Source organism: Actinomycetospora chlora, from assembly GCF_039542135.1.
In the GTDB taxonomy this organism is placed as follows: Bacteria; Actinomycetota; Actinomycetes; order Mycobacteriales; family Pseudonocardiaceae; genus Actinomycetospora; species Actinomycetospora chlora.
This window is the reverse complement of record NZ_BAABHO010000030.1, coordinates 1-19310: the sequence shown is the minus strand read 5'-3', so window position 1 is coordinate 19310 and position 19310 is coordinate 1. Positions and strand designations below refer to the sequence as shown.

19 protein-coding genes are annotated in these 19310 nt (G+C 74.8%); 9 read left to right on the top strand and 10 right to left on the bottom strand.

What is annotated here, in order from left to right:
* Complete coding sequence (locus ABD994_RS18415; protein ID WP_345418098.1) at positions 1–759, top strand: YhjD/YihY/BrkB family envelope integrity protein; 759 nt, start codon at positions 1–3, stop codon at positions 757–759.
* Positions 760–1065: 306 nt separating this feature from the next.
* Here the strand turns inward: ABD994_RS18415 and ABD994_RS18410 are convergent, their stop codons facing one another.
* From ABD994_RS18410 to ABD994_RS18400, 3 genes are read right to left on the bottom strand one after another with little or no spacing between them, the layout of a single operon-like run.
* Entirely contained in the window at positions 1066–1266 is a 201-nt protein-coding gene (locus tag ABD994_RS18410) for a hypothetical protein (RefSeq protein WP_345418095.1), read from the bottom strand.
* Positions 1267–1294: 28 nt separating this feature from the next.
* Positions 1295–3058: a BCCT family transporter gene (locus ABD994_RS18405; RefSeq protein WP_345418092.1), complete on the bottom strand. Its 1764-nt coding sequence runs from the start codon at positions 3056–3058 to the stop codon at positions 1295–1297.
* The gene (locus tag ABD994_RS18400; RefSeq protein WP_345418089.1) at positions 3055–3582 is read right to left on the bottom strand and encodes a nitroreductase family deazaflavin-dependent oxidoreductase; all 528 of its coding nucleotides are present in this window, start codon (positions 3580–3582) and stop codon (positions 3055–3057) included. Before ABD994_RS18400 ends, ABD994_RS18405 begins: the two co-directional genes overlap by 4 nt.
* 206 nt (positions 3583–3788) lie before the next feature.
* Between ABD994_RS18400 and ABD994_RS18395 the strand changes: the two genes are divergently transcribed.
* The 3 genes from ABD994_RS18395 to glxA all read left to right on the top strand — a co-directional run bounded on the left by ABD994_RS18395 (position 3789) and on the right by glxA (position 7746).
* Positions 3789–3968: a hypothetical protein gene (locus ABD994_RS18395; RefSeq protein ID WP_345418086.1), complete on the top strand. Its 180-nt coding sequence runs from the start codon at positions 3789–3791 to the stop codon at positions 3966–3968.
* 312 nt (positions 3969–4280) lie between these two features.
* Complete coding sequence (locus ABD994_RS18390; protein WP_345418083.1) at positions 4281–5627, top strand: DUF1996 domain-containing protein; 1347 nt, start codon at positions 4281–4283, stop codon at positions 5625–5627.
* Positions 5628–5886: 259 nt separating this feature from the next.
* Positions 5887–7746: a radical copper oxidase GlxA gene (glxA, locus tag ABD994_RS18385; RefSeq protein WP_345418080.1), complete on the top strand. Its 1860-nt coding sequence runs from the start codon at positions 5887–5889 to the stop codon at positions 7744–7746.
* Positions 7747–7753: 7 nt separating this feature from the next.
* Here the strand turns inward: glxA and ABD994_RS18380 are convergent, their stop codons facing one another.
* The 3 genes from ABD994_RS18380 to ABD994_RS18370 all read right to left on the bottom strand — a co-directional run bounded on the left by ABD994_RS18380 (position 7754) and on the right by ABD994_RS18370 (position 11415).
* A complete protein-coding gene (locus ABD994_RS18380) occupies positions 7754–8365 on the bottom strand; it encodes an MmpS family transport accessory protein (protein WP_345418077.1) in 612 nt (203 codons plus the stop codon).
* Between the two features lie 201 nt (positions 8366–8566).
* The gene (locus ABD994_RS18375) at positions 8567–10282 is read right to left on the bottom strand and encodes a glycosyltransferase (RefSeq protein ID WP_345418075.1); all 1716 of its coding nucleotides are present in this window, start codon (positions 10280–10282) and stop codon (positions 8567–8569) included.
* Positions 10283–10419: 137 nt separating this feature from the next.
* The gene (locus ABD994_RS18370) at positions 10420–11415 is read right to left on the bottom strand and encodes an LLM class flavin-dependent oxidoreductase (protein WP_345418072.1); all 996 of its coding nucleotides are present in this window, start codon (positions 11413–11415) and stop codon (positions 10420–10422) included.
* A gap of 192 nt (positions 11416–11607) precedes the next feature.
* Here ABD994_RS18370 and ABD994_RS18365 point away from each other — a divergent pair, with 192 nt between their 5' ends.
* On the top strand, positions 11608–12669 hold the full coding sequence (locus ABD994_RS18365) for an alcohol dehydrogenase catalytic domain-containing protein (protein WP_345418069.1): 1062 nt from the start codon (positions 11608–11610) through the stop codon (positions 12667–12669).
* Here the strand turns inward: ABD994_RS18365 and ABD994_RS18360 are convergent.
* The 3 genes from ABD994_RS18360 to ABD994_RS18350 are packed head-to-tail and all read right to left on the bottom strand — an operon-like array spanning position 12666 to position 16381.
* Positions 12666–13490, bottom strand: a complete 825-nt coding sequence (locus ABD994_RS18360; protein ID WP_345418066.1) for a sulfite exporter TauE/SafE family protein — start codon at positions 13488–13490, stop codon at positions 12666–12668. The genes ABD994_RS18365 and ABD994_RS18360 overlap by 4 nt on opposite strands.
* An 18-nt stretch (positions 13491–13508) precedes the next feature.
* Positions 13509–14585 carry a glycosyltransferase gene (locus ABD994_RS18355; protein ID WP_345418063.1) on the bottom strand — a complete coding sequence of 359 codons (1077 nt, stop codon included), beginning with the start codon at positions 14583–14585 and terminating at the stop codon, positions 13509–13511.
* Positions 14586–14605: 20 nt separating this feature from the next.
* Entirely contained in the window at positions 14606–16381 is a 1776-nt protein-coding gene (locus tag ABD994_RS18350; RefSeq protein WP_345418057.1) for a diguanylate cyclase domain-containing protein, read from the bottom strand.
* A 138-nt stretch (positions 16382–16519) separates the two neighbouring features.
* Here ABD994_RS18350 and ABD994_RS18345 point away from each other — a divergent pair, with 138 nt between their 5' ends.
* Both ABD994_RS18345 and ABD994_RS18340 read left to right on the top strand, forming a co-directional pair.
* Positions 16520–16834, top strand: a complete 315-nt coding sequence (locus ABD994_RS18345) for a hypothetical protein (protein WP_345418054.1) — start codon at positions 16520–16522, stop codon at positions 16832–16834.
* A 67-nt stretch (positions 16835–16901) separates the two neighbouring features.
* Entirely contained in the window at positions 16902–17225 is a 324-nt protein-coding gene (locus tag ABD994_RS18340) for a putative quinol monooxygenase (RefSeq protein ID WP_345418051.1), read from the top strand.
* A 10-nt stretch (positions 17226–17235) separates the two neighbouring features.
* Here the strand turns inward: ABD994_RS18340 and ABD994_RS18335 are convergent, their stop codons facing one another.
* Positions 17236–17994 (bottom strand): SDR family NAD(P)-dependent oxidoreductase, encoded by a 759-nt coding sequence (locus tag ABD994_RS18335; protein ID WP_345418048.1) that lies wholly within the window; start codon positions 17992–17994, stop codon positions 17236–17238.
* A 53-nt stretch (positions 17995–18047) separates the two neighbouring features.
* Here ABD994_RS18335 and ABD994_RS18330 point away from each other — a divergent pair, with 53 nt between their 5' ends.
* Positions 18048–18473: a MarR family winged helix-turn-helix transcriptional regulator gene (locus ABD994_RS18330; RefSeq protein ID WP_345418044.1), complete on the top strand. Its 426-nt coding sequence runs from the start codon at positions 18048–18050 to the stop codon at positions 18471–18473.
* A gap of 100 nt (positions 18474–18573) precedes the next feature.
* Positions 18574–19221, top strand: a complete 648-nt coding sequence (locus ABD994_RS18325) for a hypothetical protein (protein ID WP_345418041.1) — start codon at positions 18574–18576, stop codon at positions 19219–19221.
* Positions 19222–19310: the final 89 nt, after the last annotated feature.

Sequence of the window (19310 nt, the reverse complement as noted above, 5' to 3'; positions counted from 1 at the left end):
ATGGTCCTGCTCCGCCGTCGCCGCACGAACCGGTCCCGGGCGGGCCGCGTCCTGGCGTCGGCGATCGCGCACCGCGTGCCGGCCCTCGCGGCGGAGTCGGCGTTCTTCACCGCGCTCGCGGTCTTCCCGGCCCTGCTCACCGTCGTCGCGATCCTCCGCGCGGCCGGGCCGGCCCTGGGGGCGGGCGCGGACGTGGCCGCGGTCGCCGGGATGACCCGCCTGCTGGAGGTGGTGCTCACCACCCGGGGCAGCGCGGCCGCCGAGGCGGCCACGACGCTGCTCTCCACGAGCACGGGCGGGCTGCTCACCGGGGGCACGATCGCCGCGCTCGTGCTGCTCGTCCGCGCCCTGCGCTCGGTGCTCCACGCGCTGGCCACGATCTCCGGACGAAGCCCACGCACGTGGCGCGCCGCCCTCGTCCTCGCCGTCGTGGTGCTGGTGGGCGGTGCGACCGTCACCGCGGCGGCGGTGCAGGACCCGTTGCTCGTCATGGACGTCCCGGCCGGCGCCGTGCTGTGGCGGGTCCTGCGGTGGCCCGCCGTCGCGATCGCCCTGCTCGGCTGGGCCGTCCTGCTGCTGCACCTCGGGATGCGCCTGCGCCGCCGTGCGGTACGCCCGATCGGGATCGGGGCGGCGCTCGCCGTCGGCGGATGGTTCGCCGCCAGCGCGGTCTTCCCGCTCTACGTCGCGCTGACCGCCCGCGTCACCGCGAGCCTCGGGGCCCTCGGGGGCGGGCTGATCCTGCTGGTCTGGCTCTAACTGCTGATGCTCTCGCTCCTGCTGGCCGCGGAGCTCGTCCGCGACCTCACCGCACCGCCCGGGACGGACGGGCCACCGCCCGCACCCGCCTGAGCCCGACCGCACGACGGCGCCTCCGCGCGCAGGCGGGGGCGCCGTCGGGGTCCGTGGCTGCGGGCGGTCTCAGCGGGGGGGAGAGGCCGGCGCCCTTGGTCGCGCCGGCTCCGGCCCCCGCGCCCGAGGACGGCCGCGCCGAACGCGACGCCCGAGCCACCGCGCCGCCCGGCCGGCACCGTTCTGCCGCGCTCCGACGGCCGGGCCAGGGCTTCACCGGCCGTCGGTCGGTCGCCCACCCCGACGGGGGCGGTCCGGCTCGTCCCGCTCGGTGTCCGGGTCGGCCGGCTTCGGCGCGTCCACGATGTGGTCCCGGGCGCGGGCGGCCGCCGGACGACCCTCGCCGTCGTAGTCCTCGGCGGGACGGTGGGCGTTCTCGTGGGCGCGCTGGGCAGCGCGCTGGTTCTCGGGCATCGCTCCTCCTCGAGCGGTCTCGCGTAGATCAGGTCGAGCTCGACGTGCGGGCGGTGGAGAACTCGGCGACGGTGGTCTCGCCCAGCGAGGGGTCGAGTTCCTCCTCCTGGTCGTCGAGGCCCGACCCGTCGGCGGGTTCACCGTGCTCCGAGGTGTCCTCGCCCTGGCTGTGCTTGCCGTTGCCGTTGCCGTTGGCCGTGAGCACCGAGCCGGCCGGCCGGGCCGCGGCCCGCAGGCCCGGCATCGGCGAGAGCTCCGGTGCTCGCACGACGAAGCGTTCGGTCGACATCGCCTTCATCAGACCCACGCACATGGCGATGAGCACGAGGCAGAACGGCAGGCCGGCAAGGATCGACGCCGTCTGCAGGGCGCTCAGGGCGTCGGCACCGCTCGCGGCCCCCGCGCCCAGGAGGACCGCCGCGATGACGCCCTCCATCACCGCCCAGAACAGCCGCTGCTGCCAGCGCGGATTCGGGTCGCCGCCGTTGGTGAGGATGTCGACGACGAGCGAGCCGGAGTCCGACGACGTCGCGAAGAACAGCACGACGACGACGATCGCCACCACCGAGGCGAGCACCGAGGCGATGGCGCCGACCGGCAGCTGCTGGAGCAGCACGAACATGCCCGTGTCGGTGGACGCCTCGGCCAACCGGTTCGCCGGGTTCAGCAGGATGGCGGACAGTGCCGACTCGCCGAAGATCGTCAGCCAGAGCATCGACGCCCCGACCGGCGCGAACAGCGCTCCGCCGATGAACGAGCGGATCGTCCGGCCGTAGGAGATGCGCGCCAGGAACATGCCGACGAACGGCGACCAGGAGATCCACCAGCCCCAGTAGAAGAGCGTCCAGCTCGCCTGCCATTCCTGGGCGGCCGGGTTGCCCGGGTAGGTCTGGAAGCTCTGCGCGGGCAGGTTCTGCAGGTAGTTCCCGAAGTTCGCGACGGTCGTGTTGAGCAGGTCCCGCGTGGGGCCGAACACGAAGACGAAGACCATCAGCGCGAACGCGAGCCACAGGTTGATCAACGACAGGTTGCGGATGCCCTTGTCGATGCCGAGCATCACGGAGACCACTGCGATCGACGTGATCCCGAGGATCAGCCCGATCTGCAGCGGGGTGGTGTTGCTGATGCCGAAGAGCGTCTCGAGCCCGGCGCCGACCTGCTGGGCGCCGAGCCCCAGCGACGTCGCCAGGCCGAAGAGGGTGCCGAACACCGCGAGCACGTCGACGACGAACCCCGGCCAGCGGTTGATGCGCTCGCCGAGCAGTGGATAGAGGGCCGACGCCGGGCGCAGCGGCAGGCCCTTGCGGAACGCGAAGTACCCGAGGGCGAGGCCCAGCACGATGTAGATCGCCCACGGGTGCAGGCCCCAGTGGTAGAAGGTCAGGAACATCGCGTTCTGCGCGGCCTCGGGCGTGCCGCCCTGGCCGACCGGCGGTTCCTGCAGGTAGCTCACCGGCTCGCTGACCGCGTAGTAGACGAGCCCGATCCCCATGCCCGCGGTGAACAGCATCGCGAACCACGACATGGTGCCGTACTCGGGCTTCGAGTCGGCGGGCCCCAGGCGGATGCGGCCGTAGCGCGACGCCATCAGGACGACGACGAAGATCAGGAATCCGGTGGCGCTGAAGATGTAGAGCCAGCCGAAGTTGGTGACGATGAACGAGTTCACCGCGCTCGCGGCGGTGGAGAGCCCGGCCGGCCCGAGCACCCCCCACAGGACGAGGGCCAGGGCGACCACCGCCGAGGAGATGAACACCGGCGGGCTGGTGTGCTCCCGGAGATATCGGGTCACGACGTCCTCCTCCGGTCGGGCTGACCGGTGATCGAGGGCTGGGGCGTGGGGGTGATGACGACGAGGGGCACGCCGTGCTCGGCGTCGGCGCCGACACGCTCGTAGGCGGCACGCGAGCCGTCGACGTCGCGGTCGAGCATCCTCATGAGGGCGGCCGCGGTGCGGGGCCGGCGTGCGGCGTAGTCGGCGAGGAGCCGGCCCGATTCCGCGGAGGGCAGCGGGTACGCCCAGCCGTCCCGGCGCCGGCGTCCCACCCGGTAGCTCACCTCGGGATGCGCCTCGATGTTGCGGAACCACTGCGCCCGCGCGCCGTAGCCGGCCGCGACGACGTACGAGCCGGTCGTCGGGCCGTGGCAGACGACCTCGAGGACCGCGTCGCGCGGTCGCCCCGTCCTGCGGCCGACGTGCGTCAGCAGCAGCAGGCGGCCGCCGAAGAGCCGCCCCAGGCCGCACCGGAAGACCGGGATCGGGGCGCGGACGAGGGCACGCGTGAGCCGGTGTCGCGCGGGGCCGGCGGTGCGCATGCGTGGGTCCTCCCTCGATGTCCGTGACGAGTCCACCGGCGCCGCGCCCGTCGCGCCAGCGTCCGCGGGCCCTCGTCAGGGGATCGCAAGACGTCGGCACCGGCGCGCGTGACCGATCGTCAGGTCCCGGCAAGGCCGTTCCCCGGCCGGCTTCACCCGCCCCGTGGTGTCGTGGGTGCGGCAACCGTCGACGAGGAGGGCAGCCGATGAGCCTGCTCGGCAACCTGCGTGCCCTGATGGGCGACCTGCCTGACGACGCGCTCGCGTGCCCGCCTCCCGAGCCCCCGCCCGTGGACCCCGGGACGGCCCCGGCCGCGCGGCGGACCTCGACGCCGCCGTCCTCCGTGCATTCCTCCGAGGACGGTGCACGACGCCTCGACGCCTGAACCTTGCGATGTCCTGACGAGCGCCGAGCGTCCGCCTGAGAAATCCACGGACGACACTTCCCGGCGATTCCGCTGTTCGCCCCACCGAACCACCGCTGATCGCGCTCGACGAACTCCCGACCGCGGTGACGGACCTTTTCCTCTCAGGTCCCGCCCGTCGGTCCGGGCGCGTTCCTACCGTCGCTCCCCGTCGGACACCCGGGCCCCGAGGCACGGTCCCGACGACCGAGAAGGACAACCACGATCTCGAGCGCGGGACGGGCTCCCCGGCACGTCGCGCCGTGCCCGCGCCGAGACGGCCAGGAGGTTCCCGTGCCCCGACGCGGAAGACACCGCACCACCGGACCCGTTCGCATCGTCGCGGCGGTCGCCGCCCTGCTCGTGACGGGCGGCATCGTCGTCGCCGCGGGCTCGGCGTCCGCCCATCCCCGAGCGGACTCCGAGGACGGCTCCGGCCTCGTCAGCACGCTCACGAGGTCGCTCGGCAACGGCGACGAGGAGGAGCAGAGCCCGGACGACTCCGACTCCGACTCCGAGGACCAGGACGCCGGCGACGAGAGCGCCGAGTCCGGGTCCGACACCGAGGACCAGGACACCGACCGCCAGGCCGACGACCAGGGCGACGACCAGAACGACGACCAGGCCGAGGACCAGCCTGACGACCGGCCGTCAGGTGACGACGGCGGTCAGGACGGCGGTCAGGACGCCGGTCAGGACGCCGGTCAGGACGCCGGTCAGGACGCCGGTCAGGAAGAGGAGCAGTTCAAGGGCCGCGACGAGGCCGCGCCGCCGGACGCCGAGGACTTCGTCGACATCCGCGAGGTCGAGCCGGGGTCCGGCGGGGGCCGGGGCGGGCGGTTCTCCGAGGCCGGCACGTTCCGTGTCGACTGCGGCACCAACGCCAACGGCGCCCACCGCAACAGCGACAACATCGTGCTCGGCCCGGGCAAGCGCAACGCTGCCCAGCACGTGCACGACTACGTCGGCACGACCGCCACGACGTTCTCGTCCTCGGACGAGGAGCTGCGCAACGCCTCGACGACCTGCACCGACGGTGACCGGTCGACGTACTACTGGCCCGTCATCCGCGACCTCAACGGCACCGGACCGGACGTGTTCGACGACGGCGGCGGGCTGGACGGGAACTTCGGCTCGGTCCTGCCCGCCACGTCGGTGGACCTGACCTTCCACGGCAACCCCACCGAGGACGTCACCGCCGCCCCCGACGGTCTGCGCCTGGCCACCGGCGACGCCAAGGCGGCGACCAACGGTGACGCGAACGCCAACGCGCGGTGGACCTGCACCGGCTTCGAGGACCGGACCACCACGCGCTACCCCCTCTGCCCCGGCGGCAGCAGCCTGGTGCGCATCCTCGACTTCCCGAGCTGCTGGGACGGGCAGAACACCGACTCCGACGACCACCGTTCGCACATCGCGTTCCCCGAGGAGGACGGGTCGTGCGCCGCGGGCACGCAGCCGGTCCCGGCGCTGCGGATGACGCTGACCTACGACCGCCCCGACGGCCGTGCGTTCGCGCTGGACTCGTTCCCCGACCAGCAGCACGCCCCGCAGACCGATCACGCGAGCTCGATCAACCTCATGCCCGAGGCTCTGATGGACCGGGCCGTGAGCTGCATCAACGAGGGCCGGACCTGCTGAGCCGGGACGGCGTCAGGGGATCGCAAGGCGCGCACGGCTCACACGCGGCGGTCGGCGAGCGTTGATCCCCGAGGAGCGGTGCGCGGCCGGCGAGGGGGCGGCCGGCGCACCGCTCCGCCGTGTCCACATCCCCCCGATCCCCCGGCCCCAGGAGGAAAGCGTTGCCGCGGTCCCCGCGTCGTCGACTGCCCACGGTGCTGATGGGGGTGGTGGTCGCCGCGGTGCTGCTCGGCGTGAACCTCCCCCGGCGCTGTCGTTCGTGCAGCAGTGGCGCCACGAGCGCCTGGTCAACAGCCCGGCCTACATGGCGGAGCACGGCCGCTGGGACGTCGTGTCGGTCCCCTCGTCGGAGCGGGTCAACGCCATCCACGCGGCGCTGCTGCCGAGCGGCAAGGTGCTGCTCATCGCGGGATCGGGCAACAAGGAGGACCTGTTCGCCACGAAGGCGCTGAAGAGCCTGCTCTACGACCCGCGCGACGGCTCCATGCGCATGATCCCCGTGCCCGACGACATGTTCTGCGGCGGTCAGACCCTGCTGCCCGACGGCCGGCTGCTCGTGGCCGGCGGCACCGCCCGCTACGAGAAGCTGTCGGGCGCGGTCACGCACGCGGCCGGTGCGATGCGGGTGAAGAACGAGGACCCGGACACCGCCCGGCCCGTCCCGGCCGGTACGGAGTTCGTGTCGCCCACCGGGCAGCGCTACCGCAGCGTGCGTGACGCGCTCGTGCCGGCCGCCGACAAGACCACCACCCGCACCGGGGCGACCGTCACCGCCAGCGAGGTCACCGTCTTCGTCGAGGCCGCCGCAGCGGGGCCCGCGGCGGTCAACCCGGACCGGGTCCAGTACGCGATCGCCGGGCTGCCCCCGGAGCAGGCGCGTGACCTGTACGGGCTCGGCGCTCCGATGACGCTCGACAAGCAGGACTACCAGGGCACCGACAAGGCCTTCACCTTCGACCCGGAGACCGAGAGCTGGTCGCGGGTCGGCGACATGGTGTTCGCACGCTGGTACCCCACGCTCACCCCTATGCTCGACGGCCGTGTCCTCGCAACGGCGGGCCTCGACGGCGTCGGCGAGGTCCTCAACGGCCAGACCGAGGAGTTCGACCCCGCCACGAACACCTGGACCGAGCGCAAGGACCTCACCCACTACTTCCCGACCTACCCGGGTCTGTTCACCACCGCCCGACCCGACGAGCTCTTCTACGCCGGCACCACCGCCGGGTACGGTCCCGCCGACCAGGGCCGGGTGCCCGGGCTGTGGGACATCGAGGACAACACCTTCCTGCCGGTGCCGGGGCTGCGTGACCCCGACCTGCTGGAGACGTCCGGAGCCGCCTGGGTCGGGCCCGTGCAGGACGGGCGGATGGTCGTCGTGGGCGGCGGCGGTGTCGGCGAGAGCGCGCGGTCGACGGCGCGCATCGACGTCGTCGACCTCGACGACCCGTTCCCGCGCTTCACCCCGGGACCGGAGCTCGCGGCACCGACCCGCTACCCGAACCTGGTGACGCTGCCCGACGACTCGATGCTCATCAGCAACGGGTCGGGCGACCACCGCGGCAAGGGCGCGTCGGACCACCTGCTGGCCCGGCTCTACCGGCCGGGGCCGAACGGCGGGACGCTGCGCGTCGCCGCCGACCCGGAGGTCGGGCGGAACTACCACACGGAGGGCCTGTTGCTGCCCGACGGGCGCGTGCTCACCGCCGGGTCGGACCCGCTGTTCGACGACGAGCAGGACACCGTGCCCGGGACCTTCGAGCAGCGTCTGGAGATCTACTCGCCGCCCTACCTGTTCCGGGGGCGGCGCCCCGGGATCACCGAGGCACCGGACACGGCCGACCGCGGCGAGACCCTCGCCGTGGCGACGCCCGACGCCGCCCGCGTGCAGCGTGCCCGGTTGCTGCGGCTCGCCAGCTCCACGCACGTCACGAGCGTCGACCAGCGCTCGGTCGCGCTCGACCTCCGCCGGACCCCCCGCGGCGTCGACCTGGACGTGCCCGCCTCGATCCGGACCGTGCCGACCGGGCGGTACCAGCTCGTCCTGGTCGACGACCGCGGCGTGCCCTCGACGGGCCACGTCCTGCGGGTCGGCGGCGAGGACACCCGACGCTCGGAGTGACGCCGATTCAGGAGACCGGCGACGTGCCGACGCAGGTCGTGACCGAGTACCGCGCCGAGGACGTCTGCTCGGCGATCACCGTGCCGTCGACGGAGATGCGGCAGGTGATGCGGCCGGCGTCGTCGGACGACGACTGCGCCGTGAGCGTGTACGTGGCGGCGTCCTCCGCGGCCGGGCGGGTGCGCTGCCACGGCAGACCGACGCCGTTCTCCTGCGACACGGCGCTGTCGGTCCCGAAGGTCACCAGGGCGCGGGCGGCGTCACCCGTGACCTCGTAGAGGACGCCGGGCGTCGAGGCCCCCGACAGCTCCACCGGCGGCGGGCTCGCCGGTCCCCGGCCGAGGACGGCGAGGGCGGCGCCGGCCAGGAGGCCCACCAGGACCGCGCCGACGGCCCAGAGGAGCCGGCGGACCGGAGCCGGGCGTGGGGGTGGGGGTGTCGGCGCCGGGGGCGTCTCCAGACGGGGCACGAGGTCGACGTCCCGGGGGACGGGCGGGACCGGCCGCGTGCGCGCGGGTCCGGGGACGGCCGGGTTCGACCGCGCCGCGGGCCACCGGACCGGGTCGCGGTCGGGCGGTCGGGTCGCGGGCGCCCCGGGGCGGGCGGAAGGGTCCGTCACGTCCGCACCCTCCCAGCGGTGGGGCCCCCCGGGGTCCGCGACGACCTTGCGACCTCCTGACGACGACCACCGATCGGTGGTTCGTGGCTGCGTCCCCGCGCGGCCGGCCTGCTCGACCCCGACCGGGCGCACCGACCTGCGCCGGGTGGGTGCCGCACCCGACACGGGTGACGCGCGGCCCGGCCCGCGACCCGGGCCCACTCAGCGCCGGACGAGTCCCCGCCGCACCGCCCGGGCCGCGGCGAGGTACACGTCCTCGGTGTGGCCGGCGAGCACGTCCCGGTCGTGGGGCCGGGCGAGCGCCGGCCCCCGGGCCGCGGCGGCGGCGTGCCGCGGCCGGTCGGCGTGCAGCGCGACCAGGGCTCCGGCGAGCGCCGCGGCGTCCGCGTCGTGGTCGCCGGCGGGGGTGACGAGCGCACCGAGCGCCGGCGGCACCACGTCGCGCACGCCGGCGGTGTCGCCCGCGAGCACCGGAGTGCCGACCGCGAGCGCCTCGAGCGCCGCGACCCGCGCGAGCGCGTCCGGGATCCCGGGCACCACCACGGTCAGGCGCGCCGCGGCGACCCGAGCGTGGACGGTGTCGGCGGGGGCCGGTTCGACCCGGTCGGCGAGGCCCAGCCGGGCGAACCGCGGGCGCAGCTCGTCGGCGAGGCCCTCGCCGCCGAGGAGCACGAGCCGCCCCGGGACCCGCGGTGCGGCCTGCGCCCAGGCGTGCACGAGCAGGTCGCGCTGCCCGGCCCCGAGGTGCTCCACGCGCACCACGATGTCGTCGGTGCGCTCCTGGGGCGCGGTGCGGAGGGCCGCGGGGTCGATCCCGGTGCCGACGACGGTGACGTCCGCGCGCGACCCCGCGGCGGCGAGGGCGGCGGCCGCGGCCGGGGACCGGGCGATCACGGCGCGGTGGGTGCGGATCGCCCACCAGCGCAGCCGCCGCAGGGGCGCGCGCTCCCCGGCCGGGACCGGGTCGGGCAGGCGGGACACCACCGCGAGCGTCGGGCGGCGGGCCCGGTGCGCGACGGCCAGCGAGCCGAGCGGCGCGGTGATCTCCTCGACGACCACGTCGGCCTCGACGCGCCGCACGGCGACGAGCGCGCCGAGGACGTACGCCGCCCGCCGCAGGGCCCGCGGCCGGGCGGGACCGGGGTGCGTCCAGTGCACCCAGCCCGTGCCGTGGTGCTCGACACGGTCGGCCAGGTGGGGGCGTCCCGGCGTGAGCACGGTGATGCGGTGTCCCGCGGCGGCGAGGCGCCGGGTGAGCTCGACCGCGGGGGCCGGGGCCGCCCCCGGGTCCGGGAGACCGAGGTGCAGCACCCGCAGCGAGGTGGTCGACGCGGCGCCGACCGGCCGGCCGGCGGTGACGCCCGCGGTGACGCGGGCCACCAGCAGCGGCACGGCCACGAGGACGAGCGCGACGACGGCCAGGACGCCGGCCCACGCGGGCACCGAGGCACGCGTCGCGGCGAGCAGCACCACCACCGCGACCGCGGCGAGGAGCCGGCCGCGCACGGGCGTCCCGGTCGGGGGCAGGTCCCGGCGGCGCCACGCCACGAGCACCCCCAGCAGGCCCGCGGCGGCGACGGCCCCACCCGCGGCGCCGTAGACGTGCCCGAGCGGCGCCGCGCCCAGCTCGGCGCCGATCGCGACGCCCTCGTAGAGCAGGACGGCCGCCCCGGCCAGGCCGACCAGCACCGCGGCGCGGGCGCCGTCGGCGTGCAGGCGCCACGCCGCGAGCGCGACGAACCCGACACCCGCCAGCGCCAGGGCGACACCGGGCGGCAGCCCCAGCTCGCTCACCGGCACCGACGGGGCGTCCAGCCCCACCAGCGCCGGCGGCACCGTCGCCACCGCGGCGGTGACGACCCCGAGCCCCACCAGCCAGGGGGTCGGCCGTTCGATCGGACGTGTCTCGATCCCCACGCGCCGGGGGTCCTCTCGCCGGGGACACGGTCGGCCGGCGCCCGCGGTGACGGGCACCGGCCTCCCGGTACAACGACGGGGTCACCCGTGGGTGTCGCCTCCGGGACCACGTCGCGGCCCCCGGCGGAGGAGCGGCCTCAGACGGCCTCGACCTTCGGCATGATGTCGTTCTTGATCCGCTTGAGGTCGTCGAGGGTCTTCGACACCGGGACGTCGGTGAACGGCGGCCAGATGAGCGGCATCGTCATCCCGGCCTCCTTGTAGGCCTTGAGACGGTCGGTGAGCTGCTTCTCGGTGCCCACCAGCAGGTTCGACGCGACACCGCCCGCGGTGCTCTGGTCGGTCTCCTCCTCGGTGATGACCGTCCAGATCATGCTGCAGATCTCGAGGTCCTTCGACCGCTTCGGGCTGCCGATCTCCTCGAACTGCTCGTCGATGGCGGTGAGCCACTTCGCGAGACCCTCCGGCGAGTCCTGGATGCCGATCCAGCCGTCGAGGTCGTACTTCGTGATGCGCTTCGCCGAGCGCAGCGGGTCCTTGAGCCCGCTCATGAAGATCGGCGGGCGCGGCTGCTGCAGCGGCTTGGCACCGAACCCGCAGCGGTCGAAGTCGGCGAACTCGCCGTGGTACTCGAACAGGTCGTTGCCCCAGACGCCCTGCAGGACCTCGATCGTCTCGCGGACGTGCTTGTGCCGCTTCGGGAAGATGTTCGACGCGCTCGCGGCGGCGAACTCCTCGGGCATCCAGCCGGCGCCGAGGCCGACGTTGAGCCGCCCGCCCGAGAGGTGGTCGATGGTGGCCAGCTCCGCGGCGAGGACGCCCGGCGCGCGGAACGGGGTGTCGATGATGCTCTGCCCGATGCGGACCTTCGAGGTGCGCGCGGCCAGCCACGGCAGCAGCGGGTAGCCCTGGAACCACTGCCCCCGCGCCTGCACCGGCAGGGCGTGCGGCAGGTTGTCCATCATGCCGAACGTGTACTGGAGCTCCTCGCGGTCCGAGGCCTCCGGGACCACGATCCGGTCCAGCGTCCACACCGAGTCGAAGTCGAGCTCCTCGGCGAGGTCCGTCAGGTCCTCGAGCTCCTTGATCGTCACCTCGGTGCGGAAGTTCGGCAGGTACAGAGCGAGCTTCATGGGGGTGCGGCCTCCTCGCCGTGCGTGTCAGGCGTCACAGTCGTCCGGGAAGACGCTCCCGCACCCGCCGAACAGGCGCAAGCAGGTGGCGCACAACCGGTCGACGGATTGCGATCACGAGAACCCGCCAGCTGTGATGTGACTCTCACACCGTCGTGCAGCAGCGCGCGGCGGGCCGTCGGGAGGTGGCTCATGGCCGACACGATGAAGGCGCTCGCGATCCTCGGGACCGGGAAGTTCGGGATGGTCGAGCGCCCGGTCCCGACCGCGGGGCCGGGCGACGCGGTCGTGAAGACCACCCGGGCCCTCATCTGCACCTCCGACGTCCACACCGTCGCGGGCCTGCTGCCGGTGCCCGACGGCCGGCTGCTCGGCCACGAGAGCGTCGGCGTCGTGCACGAGATCGGCGAGGGCGTGACGTCGGTCCAGGTCGGCGACCGGGTCGCGGTCAACGCCGTCACCCCCGACGGCACCTGCGACAACTGCCAGGCCGGCTACACCTCGCAGTGCCGCGGCGCGCTCGGCGGCTACCGCTTCACCGTCCAGAAGGACGGCAACATGGCCGAGTACTTCCACGTCAACGACGCCGACTACAACCTCGCGCCGATCCCGCAGGGCCTCTCCGACGACGCCGCGGTCTACGCCTGCGACATGCTCTCCACCGGGATCATCGGCTCGGAGAACGCGAACATCCCGGTCGGCGGCACCGTCGCGATCTTCGCGCAGGGCGCGGTGGGCCTGTCGGCGACGATCGGGGCCAAGCTGCGCGGCGCCGGGCTCGTGATCACCGTCGAGGGCATCCCGAACCGGCAGGAGATGTCCCGGCGCTTCGGCGCCGACGTCGTCATCGACCCGGCGTCGGGCAACGTCGCCGAGCAGATCATCGAACTCACCGACGGCGGCGCGGACTCGACGGTGGAGGCGCTGGGCAACCAGGCCACCTTCGAGGGCGCCCTCTACGCCACCCGCCCCGGCGGCACGCTGTCCAACGTCGGGTACCACGGCGAGTCCGGCCCGACGGTGACGATGCCGCTCGACGCCTGGGGCCTCGGCATGGCCGGCAAGAAGATCGTCACCGACCTGTGCCCCGGCGGGCGCCTGCGCATGGAGCGCCTCATGCGGCTGATGGTGAACGGCAAGATCGACCCGACGCCCATGACCACCCACCGGATGGGCATCGACCAGGTCGAGGAGGCCTTCGACATGATGACCCACAAGCGCGACGGGATCATCAAGCCGCTGATCACGTTCTAGCCCCTCCGGATCAGCGCGACGATCTCCCGCACGGCCATGAGCAGGGCGAACGTCGCGAACACGAGGCCGAGCACCGCGGCGTCGAGGGCCAGCCCGAGCAGCGCTCCGGCGATGACACCCGGCGCCGCGGTCAGCCCCAGGAGCCAGCCCCAGCGCGCCGACGCCGTGCCCTGGCGCACGTGCACCCAGCCCCCCACCACGGAGTTGGGGATGAACATCAGCAGGGAGGTCCCGGCGGCGACGTGGAGCTCGACGCCGAAGAGCAGCACCATCGCCGGGACGGCCAGCAGGCCGCCGCCGAGCCCCATCGCGCCCGACCACGCCCCGACGACGACGCCCACCGCCACCGTCGTCGGCACGACGAACCACGGGTCGGCGAGCAGCGCCGGGGACACCAGCGCGTGGGTGAACAGCGGCGGGCCGAACGCGTCGAGCGCGAACTTCGCCGCGGTCAGCACCAGGATCGCGATGAGCAGGACCCGCAGCAGCGTGTCCGACGCCCGCGCCAGGAGGCGCGGGCCGATCCAGCCGCCCAGGGTGCCGCCGACCATCATGCCGAGCCCGACGCGCAGGTCGATCGCGCCGCCGCCGACGGCGTAGGTGAGCGTGCCTGCCACGCACAGCCCGATCTGCGACAGCGTCGACGTGCCGTGCACCCGGGCACGGCTCATGCCCGTGAAGCGGTCCAGCGCCGGGACGTAGAGCACCCCGGCGCCGCCGCCGATGAGGCCGCCGACGATCCCGCCGACCACGCCGACCGTCCCGATCGCGGCCGGGGACCCGCGGTCGGCCCGCTCGAGGTCGGTCCCGGTGGCGCTCACGGGGCGCTCACGGGGCGCTCACGGGGCAGCGGTCGCGCGGGCGTCGAGCCACCACGCGACGACGTCGCGCTTCGTCCAGCCCGCCGGGGGTGCGGCGGTGTCCGGCCGCGGACCCGGCTCGGTCGCGCGGCGCAGGCCCTCGGCCAGGTCGGCCGCGTCGCCGGGGGTCGTCAGCGTCACCAGCGGGTGCCCGCGCAGGTCGTCGGCGAGGCCGGTCTCGGTGGTGGTGACGACGCGGCAGCCGTGCGCGAGACCCTCCACCAGCGGCAGCCCGATCTGCTCGCGCCACCGGCGGCGCCGCACCGAGGGCATGGCGACGACGGCGCTGCGGCGCAGCAGCTCGTGCACCTCCCGGCGCGTCGGCGTCGTGATCGCGACGCCGGGGGGCACGGGCCGGTCGACGTCGCCACTCGGGTCGGCGACGACCAGGCGCCAGCCGCGCCCGGCCGCGCCCGAGCGTTCCCAGGCGTCGGTCAGCACGCCGAAACCCTTGCGCTCGCTGGGGGTGCCGAGGAAGAGCACGGTCCGGTCCCGCAGGTCGACCCCCGCCGGCACCGGACCGCAGACGCGGCACGGCCCGAGCCGCGGCGTCAGGACGGTGTGCCGGGCCCGCAGCGACCGGCCGAACGCCCGCCGGTAGTTCTCCGCCGCCCCGCTCGTGCCGAACACGACCACGTCGAGCGCCCGCACCGACAGCCCGACCGCGGCGAGCACGACCCGCGACACCACCGCGCCCAGCCGCGGGTGGGCGTCGAGCGACGGGAAGCGGCAGCGCTCGCGGGCGTCGAGGTTCTCGATGGCGTAGGTCGCGACGGCCACCCGCCGCCGGGGGCGCAGCAGGCGGGCCAGCGCGACGTGGCGCAGGGCCCGGACCCACTCCCCCAGCCACAGGGGCTCGGCCACCTCGATCAGCTCCAGGTCGGGGTCCCGCAGCGCCCGCAGCAGCCGCGGCCAGCTGAACGGGTGCACCGCCGGGTGCGCCAGGAGCTGGGGCTCGATGTCGCCGCGCTGCGAGGTGAACAGCAGCACCTGGCCCGCGGGCATCTCCTCGACGACCGAGCTGCGCACGTCCGGGACGATCCGCAGGGTCTGCACCGGCCCAGGGTGCCCGGCGCTCACACGGCGCGCTGCACGCGGTTGCGGCCCGCGTTCTTGGCCGCGTAGAGGGCGCGGTCGGCCTCGCTGAGCAGCGCGTCGGGGTCGGTGGCGTGGTCGGGGAGCCCGGCGACGCCGAACGAACCCGTGACCAGCTGCTTCTCGCCGCGGCGGAAGTCGTCCTCCACCCGCCGGCGCAGTCGCTCCGCCAGCGCGACCGCGTCGTCGACCCCGCCGCGGGTGACGAGCACGGCGAACTCCTCGCCGCCGTAGCGGTAGGCGGTCTCGCCGTCGCGCAGCGCGCGCCGCAGCGTCCCGGCGACCTCCTGCAGCACGAGGTCGCCCTGCTGGTGGCCGTAGCGGTCGTTGAGCTCCTTGAAGTGGTCCAGGTCCACCATGATCACGGCCATCGGGACGCCGTGGCGGCGGGCGTCGGAGACGGCGGCGTCGAGGTCGGCGCCGAGGCGGCGGCGATTGCCCAGCTGGGTCAGCGGGTCGAACTGCGAGAGCCGTTCGGTCGCGGCGTGCAGGCGGCTCGCCTCGATCGCCGATCCCGACAGCGTCGCCAGCATCTCGACGGTCGACAGGCGCTGACCCTCGACCTGGCCCTCGGGCAGGTCGCAGCACTCGAGCACGCCGATGACGCGCGCGCCCACGACCAGCGGCACCGCCACCGCCGCGTCCTCCCCCGCCGCGCTGTCGCCGCGCGAGATCTGGCCGTAGCTCGCCGAGCGGCCCACCACCCCGACGCCGAGCGGGCAGCGCACCTGCATCGGCGCCACCGCGCCGCGGTCGGAGTCGTGCACCATCTCGAGCCCGCCGCCCTCCTCGTCGAGCAGCCAGAGCAGCACGCGGCCGTCGGTGACGGCGACGGTCGCCTGCACCGTGGAGTCGAGCACGTAGCGGATGTTGAGGCTGCCCGCGATCTCGCGAGCCATGATCAGGATCGTGCGCAGCCGGTCGGTCTGGGCCTGCAGCCGCTCGGCCTGGGTCGCGGTCTGCTCGCTCTGGTGGCGCAGCGCCACGGTCATGTCGGCGATGCCGTCGCGCAGCGCCACCAGCTCGGCGGAGCCCTCGACGGGCTCGGGCGGGGTCAGCCGACCCTCGCCGATCCCGCGCACCGCGGCCAGCAGCCCGTCCACCGGCGCGACGACGTGCCGCAGCAACAGGCGCCGGCCCCGCCACGCCAGCGCCAGCGCCACCCCGGCCACCAGGGCGGTGACGACGATGAGCGAGCGCTGCAGCGCCCGGTTCGCGCCGTCGACCTCGTCGATGGTGTCGATCACGAGCGTGCGGGTCGCGGCGCTGGCCGCGCGGTAGTCGGCCAGTGACCCGTCGGCGCGGGCGACGGCGGTGCCGGCGACCGCGGACGGCCCGGCCGCGCCCGGCCCGCCCGGTGGTGCCGGGGCGGCCAGCTGGCGGGCCCAGTCGTCCTGCCAGCGCCGCTGCAGCGCGGTGAGCTCGAGGACGCGCGGGAAGATCTCGGGTGGGTCCAGGGTGTCCAGCATCGTCGACTCGGCCGCCGCGATCTGCGGCGCCAGCTCGGTGGAGCGGTCGAGGAAGTAGCGGTCGCCGGTGGCGACGTAGGCGCGCAGGAAGGAGTCGGTCGCCATCACCGCGTTGCGCCCGTCCTCGAGCGCGATCTGCCCCGCGCGCAGGTCGTCGGCCTCCGGGGCGGTGACGAGCAGCGAGTAGAGCAGCCGGCCGACGGAGATCATGACCACGACCAGGGCCGCGAGGGAGACGACGGTGCCGAGGCGCTGCACCTCGCTGATCAGCCGCAGCGGTTGCGCCAACGTGCTCCCCCGCCTCCACAGCGGCTCGTCGAGGCGGACACGCTACCGCTGCTCAGGCGTCCGGTCGACGGCGTTGCGCTGCCCGGCGCCGAGGGGATGGGCCTGACCCGCGAGGCCCGCGTGCGCCATGCTGTCGCCGTGTACCTCGCGATCGCCGACGACGGTGTCGAGCTCCTCGAGCCGGACAAGGTCAACGACCTGTACGCGTCCTACTGGCAGCGGCTGGGGTCCGACACCATCGCCCGGGTCCTGGCCGAGCACGACGCCGGCGAGCTCCTCCCGGACATGAACCACGTCATGATCCCGGTGGCGACCCTGCGGCGCCTCGCCGAGGGCCGCGTCGGCGACGACTGGGAGACGCGCTTCGCCGGGATGCTCGACGTCGCCCGCGAGCGGGGGTGGCTCGACGAGTCCGGCACGGCCGTCCGCGCCCACCTCGAGCGGGAGCGCTGACCCGCCCGTTCTTGCACGTCCGCGGCGGTTCTTGCCCCGGCACGTCCTTCCTGGCAGGAAGGACCCCGTGATCCTCATCAACATCGTCATGCCCATCCGGCCCGAGAAGACCGACGAGTGGCTGGCCCTCGCGGACTCGTACGCGAAGGACGTGAACGCCGAGGAGGGCTGCCTCTTCTTCAAGTTCTCGCGCAGCCTGACCGACGAGAACGAGTACGTCTGCATCGAGGGCTTCCGGGACGCCGACGCCGGTGCGGCCCACGTCGCGCAGCCGCACGTCAAGCGGTTCTTCGAGGCGGCCCCGGACGTCGTCTCGGAGACGCCCCAGATCATCTACATCGACACGCCGCACGACGGCTTCGGGCCGATGGGCGAGATCCAGCCGCGCTGACCCACGCCGCTCAGGTGGCGACGGCGTAGCCGGGCACGGGGAAGCGTCCGGCCATCCGGTCGAACAGCGCCTGCTGACCGTCGAGCTGGGCGGTGACCGCGGCCTCGGCCGTCGGACCGTAGCCGACGACCGGGCGTCCCGCGTCGATCCCGGCGACGGCGGCGTCGCAGAAGGCGTCGAGCGGAGCACCGTGGTCGCCGCCGAGCCCCGTCGCGACAGCGGGCGGCACGAGCTCGACCACGCGCAGCGGCGTGCCGGTGAGCGACGCGCGCAGGACCATCGCGTAGTGGTGGAGCGCCGCCTTGCTCGCGCTGTAGAGCGGGGCGAAGGGCTGCGGCACCACCGCCCCGCCCGAGGTGACCTCGACGACCGTCGCGGGCCGGCCGTGGGCGAGCATCGCCGGCACCAGCAGGTGGTCGAGGTGCACCGGCCCGGCCAGCAGCGTGTCGATCTCGACCTGGCGCTCCGGCCACGGCGCGTCGTCCTCGGCCAGCCCGACACGGCGCTGCACGCCGGCGTTCTGGACCAGGAGGTCGAGCCCGGGCATGACGGCGCGGACGTGGGCGGCGAGCGCCTCGCGGTCGCCGGCGCGGGCCATGTCGGCGACCACCGTCTCCAGCCCGGGGTGCCGGTCGGCCGCGGCGGCGAGCGCGTCGGCCGACCGGCCGGTGACGATCACCCGCGCACCGCGGTCGAGGTACCGGACGGCGAGGCCCAGCCCGATCCCCCGGCTCCCGCCGGTGACGAGCACCTGCCCGTGTGTTGTCATGACAACAGCATGCGCGTCCGTGAGTTGTCGTGACAACACCGGGAGGTCGGACCGTGCCCCTCGACGCCGACGAGCTCGCCCTGTGGCACGCGTTCAAGCGGGCCGGCGAGGCGGTGCGCGCGGCGATCGGCGAGGAGATCACCCGGGCGACCGGCCTGTCCGACCCGGAGTTCGGCATCGTCACCCGCCTCGACGACGCCGGGGGGCGGATGCGCCAGCAGGAGCTCGCGGCGTCGATGGGCTGGCACCGCAGCCGGCTCTCCCACCAGCTCACGCGCATGACGGATCGCGGTCTCGTGGACCGCACCGGCGTCGGGAGCGGGGTCGACGTCGTGCTCACCCACGCCGGGCGCGTGGCCGCCCGGCGGGCGCGTCCGGTGCACGCCGCCGCCGTGCGGCGCCACCTGCTCGCACACCTGCCCGACGGGCTCCGGGACGAGCTCCTGGCGGTGCTGACGACCCTGGCCGGGCCGCCCTGAGGTCGGGCTCGGTCCGTCCGGGCTCCGCACACCCTGCCGCCGGGCCGGGGGCGCCGTACGCTGCGGCGACGGCGCGACCGAGCGCCCGGGGGTGATGGCCGTGACGACACCGACGCCGGCGTCGGGTGACGCGGTGGAGCCCGCGCGGCTGTTCGACCCCGTGTTCACCGATCCCCCGGACGACGCGGTCGACGTCGTCGTGCCGGCCCCGCGCTCGCTCGCGGTGTACATGGACTCGCTGCAGCACACCGGCCACGCGGGCGTCCTCGCCGGGCTGCGCGACCTCTACTGGCGCGAGGCCGCGACGTGCGTCCGCGAGGTGCAGCGGCGCTTCGGGTGCGTGCTGACCGCCGACGGCCCCGCCCCGGCGCGCCTGGCGATCACGCACATCGTCGACGAGCGCGTCCCCGGCGTGGCCGGGCTGCGGCCGCACGTGCACGTCTACGTCGCCGCGACCGGCACCACCGTCGCCGAGGGCCTGCGCGCCCCGGTCGACCTCGAGGCGCTCGCGGCCCGCGCCGACGACCTCTACGACCACCACCGCGACCGCCTCGCCGCGGCCACGGCCGAGGGGTGGGGCCTCACCTGGGGCCGCCCGACGCCGTCGGCGCCGACCGAGATCGTCGAGCCGGCGTGGACGGGCCGCGCGGCGCTGGAGCTCCTGCGCCGCGAGGAGCCCTGGTGCCCGGGCGTGTGGGTGCGCCGGCAGATCGTGGCGGGCGCGGCACCGCGGCGCGAGGTCACCTAGGTCGGGACGAGGGGTCGTCCGCCGGGTCGTGGTTGTCGGTGGGGGTCGGTCCAGGCCGGTGGGGTGAACCAGGGTCGGCCGTTGCGGAT